This is a genomic window from Pseudolysinimonas kribbensis (assembly GCF_039531715.1).
Taxonomy (GTDB): domain Bacteria; phylum Actinomycetota; class Actinomycetes; order Actinomycetales; family Microbacteriaceae; genus Pseudolysinimonas; species Pseudolysinimonas kribbensis.
This window is the reverse complement of record NZ_BAAAQO010000004.1, coordinates 433,301-449,925: the sequence shown is the minus strand read 5'-3', so window position 1 is coordinate 449,925 and position 16,625 is coordinate 433,301. Positions and strand designations below refer to the sequence as shown.

General features: G+C 71.6%; 16 protein-coding genes. 8 read left to right on the top strand and 8 right to left on the bottom strand.

The features are described from left to right. From ABD285_RS12770 to ABD285_RS12755, 4 genes are all read right to left on the bottom strand, one after another. Nucleotides 1-684 (bottom strand): histidine phosphatase family protein, encoded by a 684-nt coding sequence (locus tag ABD285_RS12770; RefSeq protein WP_284255748.1) that lies wholly within the window; start codon nucleotides 682-684, stop codon nucleotides 1-3. 45 nt (nucleotides 685-729) lie between these two features. Further along, a complete protein-coding gene (locus tag ABD285_RS12765) occupies nucleotides 730-984 on the bottom strand; it encodes a hypothetical protein (RefSeq protein ID WP_284255215.1) in 255 nt (84 codons plus the stop codon). Between the two features lie 52 nt (nucleotides 985-1,036). Beyond that, the gene (locus tag ABD285_RS12760; RefSeq protein WP_284255217.1) at nucleotides 1,037-1,936 is read right to left on the bottom strand and encodes a DUF2510 domain-containing protein; all 900 of its coding nucleotides are present in this window, start codon (nucleotides 1,934-1,936) and stop codon (nucleotides 1,037-1,039) included. Nucleotides 1,937-2,015: 79 nt separating this feature from the next. After that, nucleotides 2,016-3,245, bottom strand: a complete 1,230-nt coding sequence (locus ABD285_RS12755) for a DUF2510 domain-containing protein (RefSeq protein WP_344202871.1) — start codon at nucleotides 3,243-3,245, stop codon at nucleotides 2,016-2,018. Nucleotides 3,246-3,360: 115 nt separating this feature from the next. On the opposite strand from ABD285_RS12755, the gene ABD285_RS12750 reads away from it, so the two are divergent. Beyond that, nucleotides 3,361-5,868: a DEAD/DEAH box helicase gene (locus ABD285_RS12750; RefSeq protein WP_284255219.1), complete on the top strand. Its 2,508-nt coding sequence runs from the start codon at nucleotides 3,361-3,363 to the stop codon at nucleotides 5,866-5,868. 136 nt (nucleotides 5,869-6,004) lie between these two features. Here ABD285_RS12750 and ABD285_RS12745 read toward each other — a convergent pair whose 3' ends face one another. Beyond that, entirely contained in the window at nucleotides 6,005-6,292 is a 288-nt protein-coding gene (locus ABD285_RS12745) for a hypothetical protein (protein WP_284255220.1), read from the bottom strand. A 156-nt stretch (nucleotides 6,293-6,448) separates the two neighbouring features. On the opposite strand from ABD285_RS12745, the gene ABD285_RS12740 reads away from it, so the two are divergent. From ABD285_RS12740 to ABD285_RS12725, 4 genes are all read left to right on the top strand, one after another. Further along, nucleotides 6,449-7,600, top strand: a complete 1,152-nt coding sequence (locus ABD285_RS12740) for an inorganic phosphate transporter (protein ID WP_344202869.1) — start codon at nucleotides 6,449-6,451, stop codon at nucleotides 7,598-7,600. Beyond that, nucleotides 7,597-7,809 (top strand): hypothetical protein, encoded by a 213-nt coding sequence (locus ABD285_RS12735; RefSeq protein ID WP_284255221.1) that lies wholly within the window; start codon nucleotides 7,597-7,599, stop codon nucleotides 7,807-7,809. The genes ABD285_RS12740 and ABD285_RS12735 overlap by 4 nt, the downstream gene beginning before the upstream one ends. A gap of 69 nt (nucleotides 7,810-7,878) precedes the next feature. Then, nucleotides 7,879-9,354: an aspartate ammonia-lyase gene (locus ABD285_RS12730; RefSeq protein ID WP_284255222.1), complete on the top strand. Its 1,476-nt coding sequence runs from the start codon at nucleotides 7,879-7,881 to the stop codon at nucleotides 9,352-9,354. Between the two features lie 2 nt (nucleotides 9,355-9,356). Continuing rightward, complete coding sequence (locus ABD285_RS12725) at nucleotides 9,357-10,514, top strand: hypothetical protein (RefSeq protein ID WP_284255223.1); 1,158 nt, start codon at nucleotides 9,357-9,359, stop codon at nucleotides 10,512-10,514. Here the strand turns inward: ABD285_RS12725 and ABD285_RS12720 are convergent. Next, nucleotides 10,490-12,982: an ATP-dependent DNA ligase gene (locus tag ABD285_RS12720; RefSeq protein WP_344202867.1), complete on the bottom strand. Its 2,493-nt coding sequence runs from the start codon at nucleotides 12,980-12,982 to the stop codon at nucleotides 10,490-10,492. The two genes, ABD285_RS12725 and ABD285_RS12720, sit on opposite strands and share 25 nt — an antisense overlap. Before the next feature lie 58 nt (nucleotides 12,983-13,040). Between ABD285_RS12720 and ku the strand changes: the two genes are divergently transcribed. Beyond that, a complete protein-coding gene (gene ku / locus ABD285_RS12715; RefSeq protein WP_284255224.1) occupies nucleotides 13,041-13,868 on the top strand; it encodes a non-homologous end joining protein Ku in 828 nt (275 codons plus the stop codon). A 73-nt stretch (nucleotides 13,869-13,941) separates the two neighbouring features. Here ku and ABD285_RS12710 read toward each other — a convergent pair whose 3' ends face one another. Continuing rightward, complete coding sequence (locus ABD285_RS12710) at nucleotides 13,942-14,211, bottom strand: DUF7218 family protein (protein WP_284255225.1); 270 nt, start codon at nucleotides 14,209-14,211, stop codon at nucleotides 13,942-13,944. A 98-nt stretch (nucleotides 14,212-14,309) separates the two neighbouring features. Here ABD285_RS12710 and ABD285_RS12705 point away from each other — a divergent pair, with 98 nt between their 5' ends. Continuing rightward, nucleotides 14,310-14,651 (top strand): DUF7882 family protein, encoded by a 342-nt coding sequence (locus ABD285_RS12705; protein WP_284255226.1) that lies wholly within the window; start codon nucleotides 14,310-14,312, stop codon nucleotides 14,649-14,651. Nucleotides 14,652-14,668: 17 nt separating this feature from the next. Beyond that, nucleotides 14,669-15,532, top strand: coding sequence for an alpha/beta fold hydrolase (locus tag ABD285_RS12700; protein ID WP_284255227.1), 864 nt, complete (start codon nucleotides 14,669-14,671; stop codon nucleotides 15,530-15,532). Here ABD285_RS12700 and ABD285_RS12695 read toward each other — a convergent pair. Then, nucleotides 15,517-16,335: a glycosyltransferase family 2 protein gene (locus tag ABD285_RS12695; protein WP_284255228.1), complete on the bottom strand. Its 819-nt coding sequence runs from the start codon at nucleotides 16,333-16,335 to the stop codon at nucleotides 15,517-15,519. The genes ABD285_RS12700 and ABD285_RS12695 overlap by 16 nt on opposite strands. Between the last annotated feature and the right edge of the window lie 290 nt (nucleotides 16,336-16,625).

Below are 16,625 nucleotides of genomic sequence, written 5' to 3'. Positions count from 1 at the left end.
CTACTCGATCCGCTCGGCCTCGTCGAGGGGCTCGCCCGTGACGTCGTCGGCCCGCGGGTCCTGCAGCTCGAGGCCGCCCACGGGCTGACCGCCCCAGCTCTCCACGTTCCAGCCGGCGTCGGGATCGCCCTCGAGCACGACCGCGGCCGTGTTGTCGAGCGCGGTGAACGCGGCGTACTCCGGCGGCAGGTTCTGGGCGCGCGCGGCGCACCAGACGCGGATCGCGGCGGCATGGCTGAACGCGACGGCGGTCCGCCGGCGGTGGGTGCTCGCGATCATGGCGATGCTCTCGTCGAACCTCGCGAAGAAGGCGTTGCCGTCGCCCGCCCCCGGCATCCGAGGCGCCAGATCGCCGAGCCCCCACGCCCAGGCGGTCTCCATGTAGCGCTTCACCGACTCGCGATCGGTGTGCTGCTCGAGCTCGCCGGCCTCGATCTCGTGGATGCCGGGCAGCACCCTCGCGGGCGGCAGGTCGAGCGCTCGGGTGAGCGGCAGCGACGTCAGCCGGGTGCGGGTCAGGATCGAGGCGTAGACCCCGTCGACCGCCTCGTTCTGCAGGGCGGTGGGCACCGCCGCGGCCTGCTCGAGCCCGAGGGCGGTCAGCCCGGGCCCGGGCGCGGCCGTGTCGAGCGAGCCGATGACGTTCGACGGTGTCTGGCCGTGGCGGATGAGGAGCAGTCGCATCACGCCCAGCCTCGCACCTGCCGGCGACGTGCGCGGAATCCGCGCCTACTCGAGCTCGGTCCCGTCGCCGACGCGTCCGTAGCGCACGAGCTCCTCGGGGCGGGCCGGCGAGCGCTCGACCTGCGGATGCGAGTGCATCGCCTCCATGTCGACGGTGACGTTCGTGTCGTCGGAGATCCGGGCGCCCGGGTCGACGAGGTGCTCCCGGCGGCCGTGGCCCGTGCTGCCGCCGTTCGGGATGCCCGCGGGGTAGTCGATCGCCTCGCGATCGCGCGCGGAGGCGCGGTGTCGTCCAACCATCCCGTCAGGGTACGGGCGCGGCCCGGACGACGCATTCCCGTTCAGCGGTCTCTCAGGACGCTCCGTGGGCGATCGAAGGGGCGATGCTGAAGGTGCCGTCGGGCGAGTCGATGCTGACCCAGACCTGGGTCGGGTGACCGTCGTTCGTCACCGCGTCGCAGGTGAAGAGCGTGCCGGGGGCGAGCGACCCCAGCACCGGCGGGCAGCTCACCGAGCTCAGCCGGCCGGAGTCGACCAGTTGCGTCTGGGCGGCGTGCTGCACGCGCACCGGCACGGTGACGACCGTCGACGCGCCCGAGACCCAGAACAGCAGCGGGGCGGCGACCGCGGCCACGGCGGTGACGGCGAAGAGCACCAGCGGCCCGGTGCCGGGCACCCGGAGCCGGCGGGCGATGAGGTAGCCGAGCGGCGTGAGCAGCGCCCACAGCGCGCTCGGCGGGGTGAAGCGGCGGGCCGCGAGCTGGCGGCTGTCGGAGACCGCCCAGAGCAGTCCCAGGAGGTAAGGCAGCGCCGCCGCGAGCGCGACCCACGGGCTCGGGGCCACATACGCGAACACGTACAGGCCGGCGATCACGATCACGAACGTGATGACCGGCAGGAGTGCGATCAGCCAGGCCACCCCGGTCGCGCTGCGGCCGGCATCCGGCGCCTGCCGTCCGCCCTCGGCGGCGATCGCCTCGCGGCGGGTGAGCGGGGGCGGGGTCTGGGCCGTCGGCGCGACCTCGGCCGCCGACACGGGTTCCGCCGCCGACACGGGTTCGGCCGCCGACACCGGCTCGGCCACGACGGCGGGCGCGACCGCCGCGGTCGACCCCGACGCTGACGGATCGAGCCCCGGCTTCGGATTCGTGTGCTCGGTCCAGGCGACGCCGTTCCACCAGCGCACCAGCGCGGCGTCCGCGGGATCCTCGTACCACCCGGCGGGCGTCACGCGGATCGCCTGATCGGTCATCCGCCGTCCCTTCCCCTCGGTGCGCTGTGAGTCTACGGATCCGCGCGCGTGGCGCCGCCGTCCCCGTTCGGGGTGTCGGTCAGCTGGTGAAGACGCCCCAGTCGTCGACCCGCCAGTCGATCCAGCCGTTCTGACGCTGCAGGCTCACCGTCACCTGGAAGCGCTGCCCCGAGCCCCCGGACTTCTGCGCGTCGCACACCATCGTCTGCTGCACGAGCAGCGGCGGCACCGTCGGGCAGTCCACCCGCACGTCGGCCCCGATGACCGACGCGTCGCCCTCGACCGCCAGCTCGGCCTGCTGCGAGAACGTCGTGGGCGCGAGCTGCATCACGAGCCCGGGCACCGCGAGCACGCCGCCGATCAGGAATCCGCCGAGCACGAGGAACGTCAGCAGCGGGCCGAAGCCGGTGCCGGTCTCGCGCACCGTGCGCATCAGGCGGGCGACGAGGTAGACGAGCACCCCGGGCAGCGCCCACGCCCAGCTCGCCGGCGCCTGCAGACCCTGGCGGCGCAGGAGCGCGTAGTCGAGGATCGCGAGCACCAGCCCGGCGACCCAGGTCACCCCGAACATCGCGGCGAGGGCGACGATCGACTGGTCGGTGCTGCCCCCGGCGAGCAGCAGCACGAGGCCGACCATGAGCATGTACAGCGGCAGCAGCGTCATGATCCACACGGCCGCGGTGCCGAGCCGGACGTCGGACTCGGCCCGGTGGGCGCTGCGCGCTCGCAGCGGGGCGGCATCCGGTTCCGGAGCGCTCTCCGGCACGAACGCCGCCGCCGACGCGCCCGCATGCGCGAACGCGGAACGCGGCGACGCCGGCTCGCCGAGCAGATCGTCGAATCGGCTGCCGAGGTCGTAGGAGACCCCGGAGGGCGCCTCCTGGGCGAGGCCCGTGGCGGCGAGCCGCGCGGCGGGCGAGGGCTCGCTGACCGACATCTGACCGCGCTCGGCCGCCTCCAGCTCGAGCGACGGGTCGCCGAACGCGAGCCCGTCGCGCGGCAGGCGGTCGTCGGGCTCGTCGGCGAGCCGCTCGCGCTCGCGGCGCGCGCGCCGGCTGAGTTGGACGGTCCGCTCGTCGGCCGCCTCGTCGGGCTCGTCCGCCGGATCGGCGTAGGGCAGCGACGTCGCGGTGGCCGTCGGGGCCGCGGTCTCGGGCACGACCATCGGCTGCCGGGCGTCGGAGACGTGCTCGGTCCAGGCGTGGTTGTCCCACCAGCGCAGCTGGGGCAGCCCGAGAGGATCGGGATACCAGCCCGCGGGCACGCGGACGTCGTCGTCGGCCACGAACGCCTCCTCGTTGCTCGACACGCGACACGCCGAGACTCGGCGTCCTCACGGATTCTACGGGGACGGCGCGACGTAAGATACCCGTTCTGTCCGCCCCCTTTCACGGGCTGAGGCGCGAGCACGAGAGACTTCTCGGATGCTGATCGACGTGCTGCCGGACCCGTGGGATCCGGATGCCTTCGTCGGCGCGTTCGACGACTGGGCCCGCGAGCAGGGCCTGCCGCTGTACCCCGCGCAGGAGGAGGCGGTGCTCGAGCTCGTGCTCGACCGGCATCTGGTGCTCTCGACGCCCACCGGCACCGGCAAGTCGCTCGTGGCGGTCGCGGCGCACGCGGCGGCGCTCGCCCAGGGTCGGCGATCCTGGTACACGGCGCCGATCAAGGCGCTCGTCAGCGAGAAGTTCTTCCAGCTCGTCGACATCTTCGGCCCGGCCAACGTCGGCATGATCACGGGCGACTCGTCGGTCAACCCCGAGGCGCCCATCCTGTGCTGCACGGCCGAGATCCTCGCCAACCGTGCCCTGCGGCACGGCGAGGAGGGGCACGTCGACGAGGTCGTCGTCATGGACGAGTTCCACTTCTACGCCGACCCGGATCGCGGCTGGGCCTGGCAGGTGCCGCTGCTGCAGCTGAACCGCGCGCGGTTCGTGCTCATGTCGGCCACCCTCGGCGACGTCACGGCGATTGCGGACGACCTCGAGCGCCGCACCGGCCTCGAGGTGGCGCAGGTGACCGGGGTCGAGCGGCCGGTGCCGCTGCGCTACCGCTACGTGATCACGCCCATCCACGAGACCATCGACGAGCTGCTGCGCGACGGGCTCGCGCCGGTGTACGTCGTGCACTTCTCGCAGGCCGCCGCCGTCGAGCGGGCGCAGGCGCTGCTCTCCGCGAAGGTCGCCACGCGCGAGCAGCGCGACCGGATCGCCGACGAGATCGCCGGATTCCGGTTCGCCCCCGGCTTCGGCAACGTGCTGTCGCGGCTCATCCGGGCCGGCATCGGCGTGCACCACGCCGGCATGCTCCCCAAGTACCGCCGGCTCGTCGAGCAGCTCGCGCAGCGCGGCCTGCTGCGTGTGATCTGCGGCACCGACACGCTCGGCGTCGGCATCAACGTGCCGATCCGCACCGTGCTGCTGACCGGGCTCACCAAGTTCGACGGCACCCGGATGCGGCAGCTCACCGCCCGCGAGTTCCATCAGGTGGCGGGGCGGGCGGGTCGCGCCGGCTTCGACACCGAGGGCGAGGTCGTGGCCGAGGCGCCGGAGCACGAGATCGAGAACGCCATCGCGGCCGCGAAGGCGGAGGCCCGCAACAAGAAGCAGGGGCCGAAGAAGCGCGCCCCCGAGGGTTTCGTCTCGTGGGGGCCGGCGTCGTTCGAGCGGCTCATCGCGGCCGTGCCGGAGACGCTCGCCCCGTCGATGCGCATGACGGCGGCGATGATGATCAACGTCATCGGCCGTCGGCACGGCGACCCGTTCACCGACGTGCGCGCCCTCGTGTTCGACAACCACGAACCGGTGCCGCGCCGGCGCGAGCTCGCCCGCCGCGCGATCCAGCTGTATCGCACGCTGCGCACCGCCGGTGTCGTGCAGCAGCAGGGCGGCGGATTCGACGGCACGGCCGTCATCTCGCTCGCGGTCGACCTGCCCGAGGACTTCGCCCTCAATCAGCCGCTCTCGCCGTTCGCGCTCGCCGCGTTCGAGCTGCTCGACCCGGCGTCGTCCGAGTACCCGCTCGACATGATCTCCGTGCTCGAGGCGACCCTCGACGATCCGCGGCCGGTGCTCGCCCAGCAGCAGTTCCGGGCGCGCGGCGAGGCCGTGGCCGCGATGAAGGCCGAGGGCATCGAGTACGACCAGCGCATGGAGCTGCTCGAGGACGTGACCTGGCCGAAGCCGCTCGCCGACCTCCTGGAGCAGACGTTCGAGACGTTCGCCGCGAGTCAGCCCTGGGTACACGACTTCGAGCTCTCGCCCAAGTCGGTCGTGCGCGACCTGTGGGAGAAGGCGTTCACCTTCCCCGAGTTCGTCGCCTACTACCAGCTCGGGCGCAGCGAGGGGCTCGTGCTGCGCTACCTCTCCGACGCGTACCGCGCGGCGCGGCAGACGATCCCGGAGGATGCCCGCACCCCCGAGCTGCAGGACCTGATCGACTGGCTCGGCGAGCTCGTGCGGCAGACCGACTCGTCGCTGCTGGAGGAGTGGGAGGCGCTGAGCAACCCGCTGGGCGAGCCTGCCGCCCCGTCGCGCGGCGCCTCCGACGTGGCTGGTCTCGACGGGTTCAACCCCAGGGCGTTCGCCATCTTGGTGCGCAACGAGCTGTGGCGCCGGGTGCGCCTCGCGGCGCTGCAGCGCGACGACGAGCTCGTCGCGCTCGACCCTGACGCCGGATGGCCCGAGGCGCTCGACGGCTACTACGCCGAGCACGACGACCTGCGCACCGACGCCGACGCGCGGAGCGCGCGGATGGTGCAGGTCGACGAGCACCCCGAGGGCGAGCCCGGAACCTGGCGGGTGCGGCAGGTGCTCGCCGACCCGGCGGGCGATCACGACTGGGGGATCACGGCATCCGTCGACCTGGAGGCCTCCGCCGATCAGGGCGTGCCGGTCCTCCGGGTGCTCGAGGTCGGCCGGCTCGGCGGCTGAGCCGGCAGGTGCCGCGCCAGGTCGGCGCGACGATGCCGCGGTGCGTCGAGGGGAGCCGGCACGGCCACGGCGTACGGATCGTGCTCGCAGCCGACGCCTGCGCAGTGCGCGCCGCCGGGGGTCCCGGTGACGATCGTCACAGCTCCTCCTCGACCACCCGGGGCAGCAGCCGGACGCGCGGGAGCGGCTCGTCCGGCTCGGGATGGCGCAGCATCCCGATCAGCCAGCCGGCCGCGAACAGGGTCGAGATCAGCAGAGAGAGCACGCCGAGGGCCGCGTAGCCGACCGCGGTCGACGGCACCTGATGCTCGCTGCAGATCCGTCGCACGCCGAGGCATCCATTGGCGCTGTCGATCGTGATGTCCACGGCGGTGAAGCAGATCGCCGCCAACACGATCGCACCCAGCGCGATGATTCCCAGCACCCGATATGAGTGCATGTCATACCCCCGCGCTCACGCTACGGGCCGGTGGTGACGAGGCGACATTCCCCCGTGCTGGGGGCGCTCGTCCACGGGCCGGGCCGCGGAACGACGGGAGGCATTCCGACGAGGGCCGCGGGGCGCTTAGACTCGCGCGCAGTGGACGTCACCCTCACCGTCGTGCTGGTCATCGCGCTGGCGCTCTTCTTCGATTTCACCAACGGATTCCACGACACGGCCAACGCCATGGCGACCCCCATCGCGACGGGGGCGCTCTCGCCCAAGGTCGCCGTGGCGATCGCCGCGGTGCTCAACCTGGTCGGGGCGTTCCTCAGCACCACCGTGGCGCAGACCATCTCGGGAGGGCTGATCCGCGAGGGGCACGGCGGGGTGCAGATCACGCCGGTGTTCATCCTCGCGGGGCTCATCGGCGCGATCCTGTGGAACCTCGTGACCTGGTTGCTCGGCTTGCCCTCGTCGTCCAGCCACGCCCTGTTCGGCGGGCTCATCGGCGCCGCGATCGTCGGAGCCGGGTTCGGCGCCGTCGACGGCGGCGTGCTCATCACGAAGGTGCTGATCCCGGCGGTGCTCGCACCGTTCACGGCGGGACTCGTGTCGTACATCGCCACCAAGATCGCGTTCGGGGTCACCCGCAAGCGCGAGCGCGACGGATTCAAGGTCGGCCAGATCTTCACGTCGTCGCTCGTGTCGCTCGCCCACGGCACGAACGACGCCCAGAAGACGATGGGCGTCATCACGCTCGCGCTCATCGCCGGCGGGTTCCAGCCGGTCGGCAGCGGCCCGGAGCTGTGGGTCATCTGCGCCTGCGCGGTCGCGATCGCCGCGGGCACCTACAGCGGCGGCTGGCGGATCATCAAGACGCTCGGCCGCGACATCACCGACATCGAGCCCGCGCAGGGGTTCGCCGCGGAGGCCGCGACGACGGCGACGATCCTCGCCTCCACGCACCTCGGTTTCGCCCTCTCCACGACGCAGGTCGCGTCGGGCTCCGTGATCGGCACCGGGATCGGCCGCAAGGGAGCCTCGGTGCGCTGGCGCACGGCGGGCCGGATCGCGCTGGGCTGGGTCGTGACCATCCCGGTCGCCGGCGTGATCGGCGCGCTCGCCGCCTTCCTGGCCGGGCTCGGACCGATCGGCGTCGCGATCGACGTGGTCGTCGGCGGGGCCATCGTGCTCGTGATCTTCCTGCTCGCGCGCCGCAACCGCATCCACGCGGCCCAGTTCTCGGCACCCGACCCCGGCGTCTTCGTCAAGCCCAAGCGCCGCAAGAAGAAGGCGGCCGCCGCGTGAGCATCAACTGGCTCGCCTTCGTCACCGTCGTGGTCGCGGCGCTCGTGACAGCCGCGGCGCTCATGACGCTGTTCTCCGTGGGCCTGCGCCTGAACGACGGCAAGGAGCGCTGGCGCCGGCCGTTGGCGGTGCTCATGTTCGTGCTCTGCGGTGTGCTCGTGCTCGGGGGCATCTGGCTCGTCGTGCCCGTCCTGCATCCCGGACTCTGATCCACCGCATCCGCAACGTTCATCCGCTCTGCGGCGCCGCGGCACGGCGCGACGTGGTGAAGTAGGGGCATGGTGACCACCACCGGACCCGACGAAGCGTCCGACCTGCTGAACGGCGACGGCCCCACAAGGACCGAGACCGACTCCCTCGGCTCCATGGAGATCCCCGCCGGGGTCTACTGGGGCATCCACACCGCGCGCGCGCTCGTGAACTTCCCGATCACGCGACGCTCCATCAGCAACTATCCCGACCTCGTGCGGGGGTTGGCCCTGGTCAAGCAGGCGGCCGTGCGCGCGAACCGCGACCTGGGCGTGCTCGAGGCGGCGAAGGCCGACGTGATCGACGCCGTGTGCGAGCGGATCGTCGCGGGGGAGCTGCACGACCAGTTCGTCGTCGGCGCCATCCAGGGCGGCGCGGGCACCAGCACCAACATGAACACGAACGAGGTCATCGCCAACGCGGGGCTCGAGGCGATGGGGCTGCCGTTCGGCACGTACTCGGCGCTGCATCCGATCGACGACGTCAACCGCAGCCAGTCGACCAACGACGTGTACCCGACGGCCATCAAGCTCGCGATGGTGCTCGGACTGCAGCGGCTGCTCGAGGAGCACGCGCTGCTGACGACGAGCTTCGCGCGCAAGGGCGCCGAGTTCGCCGCCGTGCTCAAGGTCGGCCGAACCCAGCTGCAGGACGCCGTGCCGATGACGCTCGGCCAGGAGTTCAGCGGGTTCTCGCACACGCTGCAGGAGGACTTCGACCGGCTGTCGGAGGTGATCCCGTGGCTCAACGAGATCAACCTCGGTGCCACCGCGATCGGCACCGGCATCACCGCCGACCCGCGCTACGCCGAGGCCGTGCGGCGTCACCTCGAGGACCTCAGCGGCATCCCGCAGGAGACCGCGCCCGACCTGATCGAGGCCACGAGCGACGCGGGCATCTTCATGACCCTGAGCGGCACGCTCAAGCGCGCCGCCGTCAAGCTCAGCAAGATCTGCAACGACCTGCGACTGCTCTCCTCCGGCCCGCAGGCCGGTCTCGGCGAGATCTCGCTGCCGGCGCGGCAGGCGGGGTCGAGCATCATGCCGGGCAAGGTGAATCCGGTGATCCCGGAGGTCGTGAACCAGGTCGCCTTCAGCGTCATCGGGGCGGATGCGACCGTCACCGCCGCCGCGGAGGCCGGCCAGCTGCAGTTGAACGCGTTCGAGCCGGTCATCGCGCACAGCATCCTGCAGTCGCTGTCGTGGATGACGAACGCGTGCCGCACACTGCGCGTCAACTGCATCGACGGCATCACCGCCAACACGGCGCGGCTAGCGCGCGAGGTCGAGACGAGCGTGGGCGTCGTCACGGCCCTCACGCCCTACATCGGCTACGCCGCCGCCGCGTCGCTCGCGCACACCGCCCTGACGACGAACGCCTCGATCGCCGACCTCGTCGTCGACTCCGGTCTCATGTCGCAGGAGCAGGTGCGCAAGGTGCTCTCGCCCGAGCGGCTGAGCGGGCTCGAGGCGATGACCGGGGTCATCCATCTGCCCACGCCCTGACCATGCTCCCGATCGCCGCGGTGCTCCTGTTCGCGCTCGCGGCGCTCTCGGCGGGCGCCGGGCCGGCGCTTCCCGATACACCGACGGCGGCCGGCGCGACGGTGCGACTGTGGGTCAACAACTGGGGCGAGGCGGTCTCGCTGACCGACCCCAACCGACCCGGGTACGCGCAGATCGGTCCCGAGCAGCCGTCGACCACGATCAATGCGCTCATCGACCTGCGCAGCAACGCGCCGGAGCCATTCACGGCGACCCTCGTCGATGCGCAGGCCGTCGGCGGGCAGCAGCCCGCGGCCTGCGTCGCGGAGACCACGCCCGACCCGATCAACTGCATCTTCCGCCTGGCGGTCGGCAGCGGCGTCAACGCGCTGACGCTCACGGTCGACCGGCCCGGTGAGCGCCCGTACGTCGAGCAGGGGTGGATCACCGGGGGCGTGTTCCGCTTCAGCACCGGACTGGAGGCTCGGGATGCCGCCGGCAGCTGGCAGCGGATCCCCGACGGGGGTCGGTTCCGGCTCCCGGCCACCACGCTCAGCAGCGTCCGTTACGTCATGCGCAACGTCGGGGACCTGCCGGTGCAGGTGCACGGATCATGCCGCGACGGGATCGTCGAGCCGGGGGACTCGATCGCCTGCTCCATCACCGGACCCCGGCCGGTCGCATCGCTCGCCGCCGAATACCGGCGGGCGCTCATGCTGCGTGCGCCGGGCGTCTCGACCGGATGGATCCAGCTGCGCGGTTCGGTCGTCGCCACCGGCGCGGCCTTCCGTCTGACCGATCCGCACGCGGTGGTCGGGCAACGCACGGTCATCGCCGCGCAGGGCCTCACGGATCGCGACCTGCGCGGGCTCGTCGTGCGCGTCGGATCGCGGCCGGTGGGCCTCGACACCGCCTCCACGCCGCAGCGACTCGTCTTCGCCATGCCGCTCGTGAGGTCCGGGCCCGCGACCCTCACGATCCTGGAGGCCGGTATCGCGATCGCCCGGCTTCCGCTCACCGTGAGCGCGCATCCGGCGGCACCGATCGGACCCGCCTTCCCGGTTGCCCTCGTCGTGCTGGTGGCGCTCGGCGGGGCCGTGCTCGCCGTGCTGCTCTGGCGCGGGACGAGCGTCGCCCTGCGGTCGCGGAGCCGGCATCAGGCGAACTCGCGCACCACCTGATCCGGATCCTTGTCGGTGCGCCACCCGCGCCAGCTCGGCTGCCGCAGCCGGCCGTCGGTGGTGAGTTCGGCGTACTCCACCTCGCCGACGAGGCTCGGCGTGACCCAGTGCACGTCGCGCGCGTCGGCGGCGGGCACGCCCTCGAGCGGGCTGGTCTTGCGCTCGATCCGATCCAGGCGCGCCCGCAGCTGCTGCAGCTCGCGGTCGGCGAAGCCCGTGCCGACCCGGCCGACGTACCGGAACGTGTCGCCGTCCTTGACGCCGAGCAGCAGCGAGCCGACCGTGCTCGCGCGGGCGCCGTTGCCGGGGCGCCAGCCGCCGATGACGACCTCCTGGGTCTTGTGGTGCTTGAGCTTGATCCAGTCGCGGCTGCGTTTGCCGACCCGGTACGGGCTGTCCAGGCGCTTGGCCATGATGCCCTCGAGGCCGAGCTTGGCGCTCGTTGCGAGGGCCTTCTTCAGGTCGGTGCCGGCATCCGGGGGCACGACGATCGGACCGGTGTCGTGCACCTCCCGCTCCAGGCGCGCCCGGCGCTCGGCGTATGGCTGCTTCGGGTCGTCGAGCACGTCGAAGACGAAGTACTTCACCGGCGTGCGCCCGCGAGCGCGCTCGACGTCGCCCGGTTTGCTGAGTCCCATGCGCTGCTGGAGCAGGCCGAAGCTCGGCCGTCCCTTCGCGTCGAGCGCGACGATCTCGCCGTCGAGCGTCGCGGCGCCGTGCACGGCCTCGCGCAGCGTCTCGGCGAGCTCCGGGTAGCTGCCGGTCACGTCGAGGCCGTTGCGGGTGCGCAGCGTCACCTCGTCGCCCTGGATCGTGGCGACCGCCCGGATGCCGTCCCACTTCATCTCGTACGTCCAGTCGCGCCCGCCCTGGAACTCCTGCGCCGAGCCGAGGGTCGCGAGCATGGGCGCGATGGTGTTCGCACTCGAGCGGCCGCCGATGACCGTCTTGCCGCGCGTGAGTCCCTTGCGGCCGGACGGCACGGAGCGGTGGCCGTGCCACTTCTCCCCGGTGCGCACGTTCTCGGGGCCGCCCTCGGCATCCCAGTCGACCGGATCCTGGTCCTTCATGAGGTGCAGCATCCAGTTCTTGGCGTCGTCGCCGGTGCTGGTCTGGATGAGCGCGAGCCGGTGCGAGCCGTGCTTCTCGCCGTGGATGGTGAGGATCACCTCGCCCTGCTCTGCCTTCTGGCCCTGGCCCTTGCCATCGCCCTCGGTGCCGTCGCGCCACTTCTCGAGGCTGTACCGGCCGCGGTCCCAGATCGCGACCTCGCCCGCGCCGTATTCCCCTTTCGGAATGCTTCCCTCGAAGGTGCCGTAGTCGAAGGGGTGGTCCTCGACGTGCACCGCGAGGTGGTTCTGCTTCGGGTCGGTCGGCACGCCCTTCGGCACCGCCCAGCTCACGAGCACGCCGTCGCGCTCCAGGCGGAAGTCGTAGTGGAGTCGGCTGGCGTGATGCTCCTGGATGACGAAGTGCGGGTTCGCGGGGTCCGGCTTCCAGCTCGGGTCGCTGCCGGGCACGTCGCCGAACGGCTCCGGCGTGACGCTCCTGTTGCGCATCGAGCGGTACTGCCCGAGCGACTCGTCGAGGCTGCCCACCGATAAGTCGGCGAGCGGGTCGCCGCGTTTCTTCAGCCGCTCGAGCACTTCGTGGAACTCGAGATGCCGCAGTTCCGGGCGGCTCAGCTCCGCCCACGTGCGCGGCGCCGCGACGGTCGGATGCGCCCGCCCGCGCAGCGAATACGGCACGATCGTGGTCTTAGACCCGTTGTTCTGGCTCCAGTCGAGCAGCACCTTGCCGCCGCGCACGGCCTTCTTCATGTCGCTCACGACGAGGTCGGGGTGGTCGGCCTCCAGCGCCCGCGCGAGCTCCTTCGCGACCGCGCTCACCTGGTCGCTGGACTGCAATCCGTCGAGGGCGGCATAGAGGTGGATGCCCTTGCTGCCGCTCGTGACCGGCATCGGATCCAGCCCCATGCCCTTCAGGATGCCGCGCACGAGCTTCGCGACCTCGACGCACTCGGGCAGGCCCGCGCCCTCGCCGGGGTCGAGGTCGAGCACCATGCGATCCGGGTTCTTGCGGGCGCCGTTGCGGCCGAACCGCCACTGCGGCACGTGGATCTCGAGCGCTGCCTGCTGCGCGATCCACACCAGGGTGGCGAGGTCGTTGACGATCGGGTACTCGTTGACGTGGTCCTTGTGCTGGATGCTGCGCACCTTCACCCAGTCGGGTGCGCCATCCGGCATGTTCTTCTCGAAGAACATCGGACCGTCGACGCCGCTCACCCAGCGCTTGCGGGTCGCGGGCCGGTCGGCCGCGTGCGGGATGAGGTACTCGGCGACGCGCGAGTAGTAGTCGATGACCTCGCCCTTGGTCGTGCCCGTCTCGGGGTACATGACCTTGTCGAGGTTGGTCAGGCGCAGACGGTGCCCGCCGACCGAGACGAACTGTTCGGAGTCCTTCGCCATGAGTTGACGCTAACCACAGGGGTGTACACCGTCCACATCGCCGGGGAGAATGCTCAGCATGAGGTCGATCTGGAAGGGCTCGCTGAGCTTCGGGCTCGTGAACGTGCCGGTGAAGCTGTATTCCGCGATCGAAGACCACGACGTGCCGTTGCACCAGGTGCACGACAAGGACGGCGGCCGCATCCGGTACAAGCGCGTGTGCGAGATCGACGGCGAGACGGTCGACTACGAGCACATCGCCAAGGCGTACGTCGACGGCGACGACACGGTGATCCTGACCGACGACGACCTGAAGTCGCTGCCCGCCGAGCGGTCGAAGGACATCGACGTCGTCGAGTTCGTGCCCACCGATCAGATCGACCCGATCATGTTCGAGAAGAGCTACTACCTCGCGCCCGACTCGAAGTCGAACAAGGCGTACGTGCTGCTCATGCGCACCCTCGAGGACACCGACCGCACCGCGATCGTGCAGTTCGCGCTGCGCCAGCGCACGCGGCTCGCGGCGCTCCGGGTGCGGGATGGCGTGCTCACCATGCAGACGCTGCTCTGGGACGACGAGGTGCGCGAGGCGCGATTCCCCGAGCTCGACGAGACCCCGCGGATCACCGACGCCGAGATGAAGATGTCGCGCCAGCTCGTCGACAGCTTCGCGAGCGACTTCCAGCCCGAGAAGTTCACCGACGACTACCAGGAGCAGCTGCGCACCCTCGTGGAGGCGAAGCTCGAGCAGGGCGACACGATCGACACCGAGGCGACCTTCGGGCGCGAGACCGAGGGCGGCGGCGAGGTGCTCGACCTCATGGAGGCGCTTCGCCGCTCCGTCGACGAGAAGCGCGCCAAGCCGGCCCTGAAGAAGAAGCCGGCCGCGAAGAAGAAGTCCGCCTAGGCGCCGAATCGCGAGTGACCAAAATGGGCGGGTGCGAACAGTTCGCGCCCGCCCATTTTGGTCACTCGCGAACTCAGTCGCCGTCGCGGAGGAGGGAGATGAGCTCCTTCTTGGGCTTGCCGGAGTAGCCGTGGCGGCCGAGCTCCTTGGCGCGCTTGCGCAGCTCCGGCACGGTCCAGTCGTCGTACGACCCTGACTCGCCGCCGCGGCGCCCCACGGCCTTCTTGCCGTCGCGGGCGGCGGCGTTGGAGATGCGCGCGGCCTTCTCCTTGCTGTTGCCCTCCTTGCGGAGTTCCTCATACATGTCGGGCTTCTTGAGCGCCCGGTTGCGTTGTCCTGGCATGCTCCCGGCCTACTCCGGGATGCCCGAGCCGGGCCGCACCTCCAGTCAATGCCCAGCGCCTCGGCCGCCGCGCGCGGGGCGCCCAGTACAGTCATCGCGTGGGCAGGATCCTCTACGGCGGCCACGGCACGCCGATCGAGCTGGACGATCGCGCCATGGCCCACCTGCAGGCGGTCATCGCGAATAAGCTGCGCCGTGGCGAAGGGTTCTTCCTCAACTGGAAAGGCGGCTCCGACGACGCCCACAGCGCCGCCTGGATCGCTCCCGACATCCCGCTGTTCTTCGAGTACGACGGCGGCCGCAACCTCGAACTGAACCGGCACTGGCTCGAGGTGATGACCATGGGGGCGAACAGCAACGGGGGCCTTCAACTGGGCGCCGAGCCGACCCCCACGACGCCCACACCGACGGTGAGCGATGGTCACGGAGCGCCTGCCTGACTCGCTAGCCTGAGCGGGTGGATGACGCGGCGCGACTCGACGCCGCCCTGCCCGACATCGACTGGTCGGTGCTCCCACCCGGCGCCATCGCCTCGCGTTTCGTCGCGCCCAGCGGCGAGATCGCGATGATCTCGCTCGGCGACCCGAGCCATCCGCGGATCCTCATGGCGCCGGGGGTCACGGGGTCGAAAGAGGACTTCATCCTCATCATGCCGGCGCTCGCCGAGGCCGGCTTCCATGTGCAGGCCGTCGACATCGCCGGCCAGTACGAGTCGGGCAGCGCGGGCCCGCCGCCCGGTGCGCGGTACACCTACACGTTGTTCGTGGACGACATGGTCGCCCTCCTCGAGGCCGGCCCGACCCCGGCGCACCTTCTCGGCTACTCCTTCGCCGGCACGGTGGCGCAGCTCGTCGCCGTCCGCCGACCCGACCTGGTGCGCTCACTCACGCTGCTCGCGACGCCGCCCGACCCGGGCAACGGCTTCGCCCGCATGAAGCGGGTCGGGTGGCTGGCCCGCGTCGCCGGCGCACGGGTGGGCGCCTTCTTCATGGTCAACGGCGTCAAGCTGAACGCCACCAAGGTCGACCCCGGCAGGCACGCGTTCGTGCGCTCCCGGTTCGCGCTCACCTCGCGGCGCAGCGTCGACGACATCATCGACCTGATGATGCACGCGCCCGATGTGGAGGCCGAGCTGCGGGAGCTCCCGATCCCCAAGCTCGTCGTGGTCGGCATCCACGACCTGTGGCCGGTGGAGCGCTCGCAGGCCCTCGCCGAACGCATCGGCGCACGATTCGCGGGCTACGACACGGGGCATTCGCCGAGCGAGACCGCGCCCCACCAGCTCACGCGCGACCTGCTCGAGCTCTACGCGATGGCGTGACCCTCGCCGGGCTCGGCGTCGTCGCCGGCCCAGCCGTCGACCGCCCAGTCCGGTGCGGCCCCCGCGGAGATGGGGCCCCAGGTGCCCTCCTCGTGCCAGCGCCGCCAGAGCGCCTTGCGGCGCCACGGCGAGCCGTGTCCGCGCAGGGTCGGGATGACCCAGCGCAGCCGCCGGGCGAGCCCCCGCACGGTGGCGAACGGACGCGCGGAGATCTCGGCCGTCCAGCTCGGGTCGTGGCGCACCGTCATCCACGGCTTCACGTGCAGGCTGAGGTCGAGGTCGTCGTGGATGCCGAGGCCGTAGCGGTGCACCTCGTCACCCAACTGCGTCCAGACCTGGCGGCGCATCGCGAAGTTCGATCCGAAGACCGGCGGATGCCCGAGGTAGATGCTCATCGACCAGTACATGCCGCCGACCCACCAGGCGCGTCCGAGGCGGCGGGTGACCGCTCCGGCGCCGTAGAACGTGGCGTGACCCGTCAGCAGGTCGACCTGCGCGTCGTCGAAGTCGGTGAGGGCATGCTCGAGCCAGGTCGGCGGGACGACCGTGTCGGCGTCGATGCGCGCGATGATGTCGCCCCGGGCGGCGTCGTACCCGACGGCGGACGCGCGCGGGATGCCGGCGATCGGCTCGGTGACGATGCGGGCGCCGGCGGCGGCGGCGATCGCCGCGGAGTCGTCGGTCGACCCGTTGTCGACGACCACGATCTCGTCCGCGCGACGGGTCTGCGCGGCGAGCGCGTCGAGCGCACGGCGGAGCATCGGGCCGTCGTTGCGGACCGGGATGACGACGGACACGAACATGAGCGACGACAGCCTACGCGCACGTCGAGCAGTGCTCGGGATGCCGTCGGGTCAGGCCCCGTCGCGTCACGCATGCGCCGCCGCTGGGACCCGGACGCCGCGGTCGCGCCGCCGGGACGCTGCCGGCGCGCCGCCGAGACGCCGCGGTAGCGCCGCCGGCGCGCCACCGGGACGCCGCCCGTCAAAACTTCAGGAGCCCGGCGCCTGTCCCGACGGATCACGCGACGACGCGCCGCCGAACTCCTGAACTTTTGACGGGGGGCGGGGGAGGGGGGAGGGGGCGGGGGAGG

Coding starts and splice junctions, on each gene's coding strand:
- ABD285_RS12710 (WP_284255225.1), bottom strand. CDS start 14,211: ATGCCAGGACAACGCAACCGGGCGCTCAAGAAGCCCGACATGTATGAG.
- ABD285_RS12720 (WP_344202867.1), bottom strand. CDS start 12,982: ATGGCGAAGGACTCCGAACAGTTCGTCTCGGTCGGCGGGCACCGTCTG.
- ABD285_RS12750 (WP_284255219.1), top strand. CDS start 3,361: ATGCTGATCGACGTGCTGCCGGACCCGTGGGATCCGGATGCCTTCGTC.
- ABD285_RS12695 (WP_284255228.1), bottom strand. CDS start 16,335: ATGTTCGTGTCCGTCGTCATCCCGGTCCGCAACGACGGCCCGATGCTC.
- ABD285_RS12760 (WP_284255217.1), bottom strand. CDS start 1,936: ATGACCGATCAGGCGATCCGCGTGACGCCCGCCGGGTGGTACGAGGAT.
- ABD285_RS12725 (WP_284255223.1), top strand. CDS start 9,357: ATGCTCCCGATCGCCGCGGTGCTCCTGTTCGCGCTCGCGGCGCTCTCG.
- ABD285_RS12770 (WP_284255748.1), bottom strand. CDS start 684: ATGCGACTGCTCCTCATCCGCCACGGCCAGACACCGTCGAACGTCATC.
- ABD285_RS12730 (WP_284255222.1), top strand. CDS start 7,879: ATGGTGACCACCACCGGACCCGACGAAGCGTCCGACCTGCTGAACGGC.
- ku (WP_284255224.1), top strand. CDS start 13,041: ATGAGGTCGATCTGGAAGGGCTCGCTGAGCTTCGGGCTCGTGAACGTG.
- ABD285_RS12765 (WP_284255215.1), bottom strand. CDS start 984: ATGGTTGGACGACACCGCGCCTCCGCGCGCGATCGCGAGGCGATCGAC.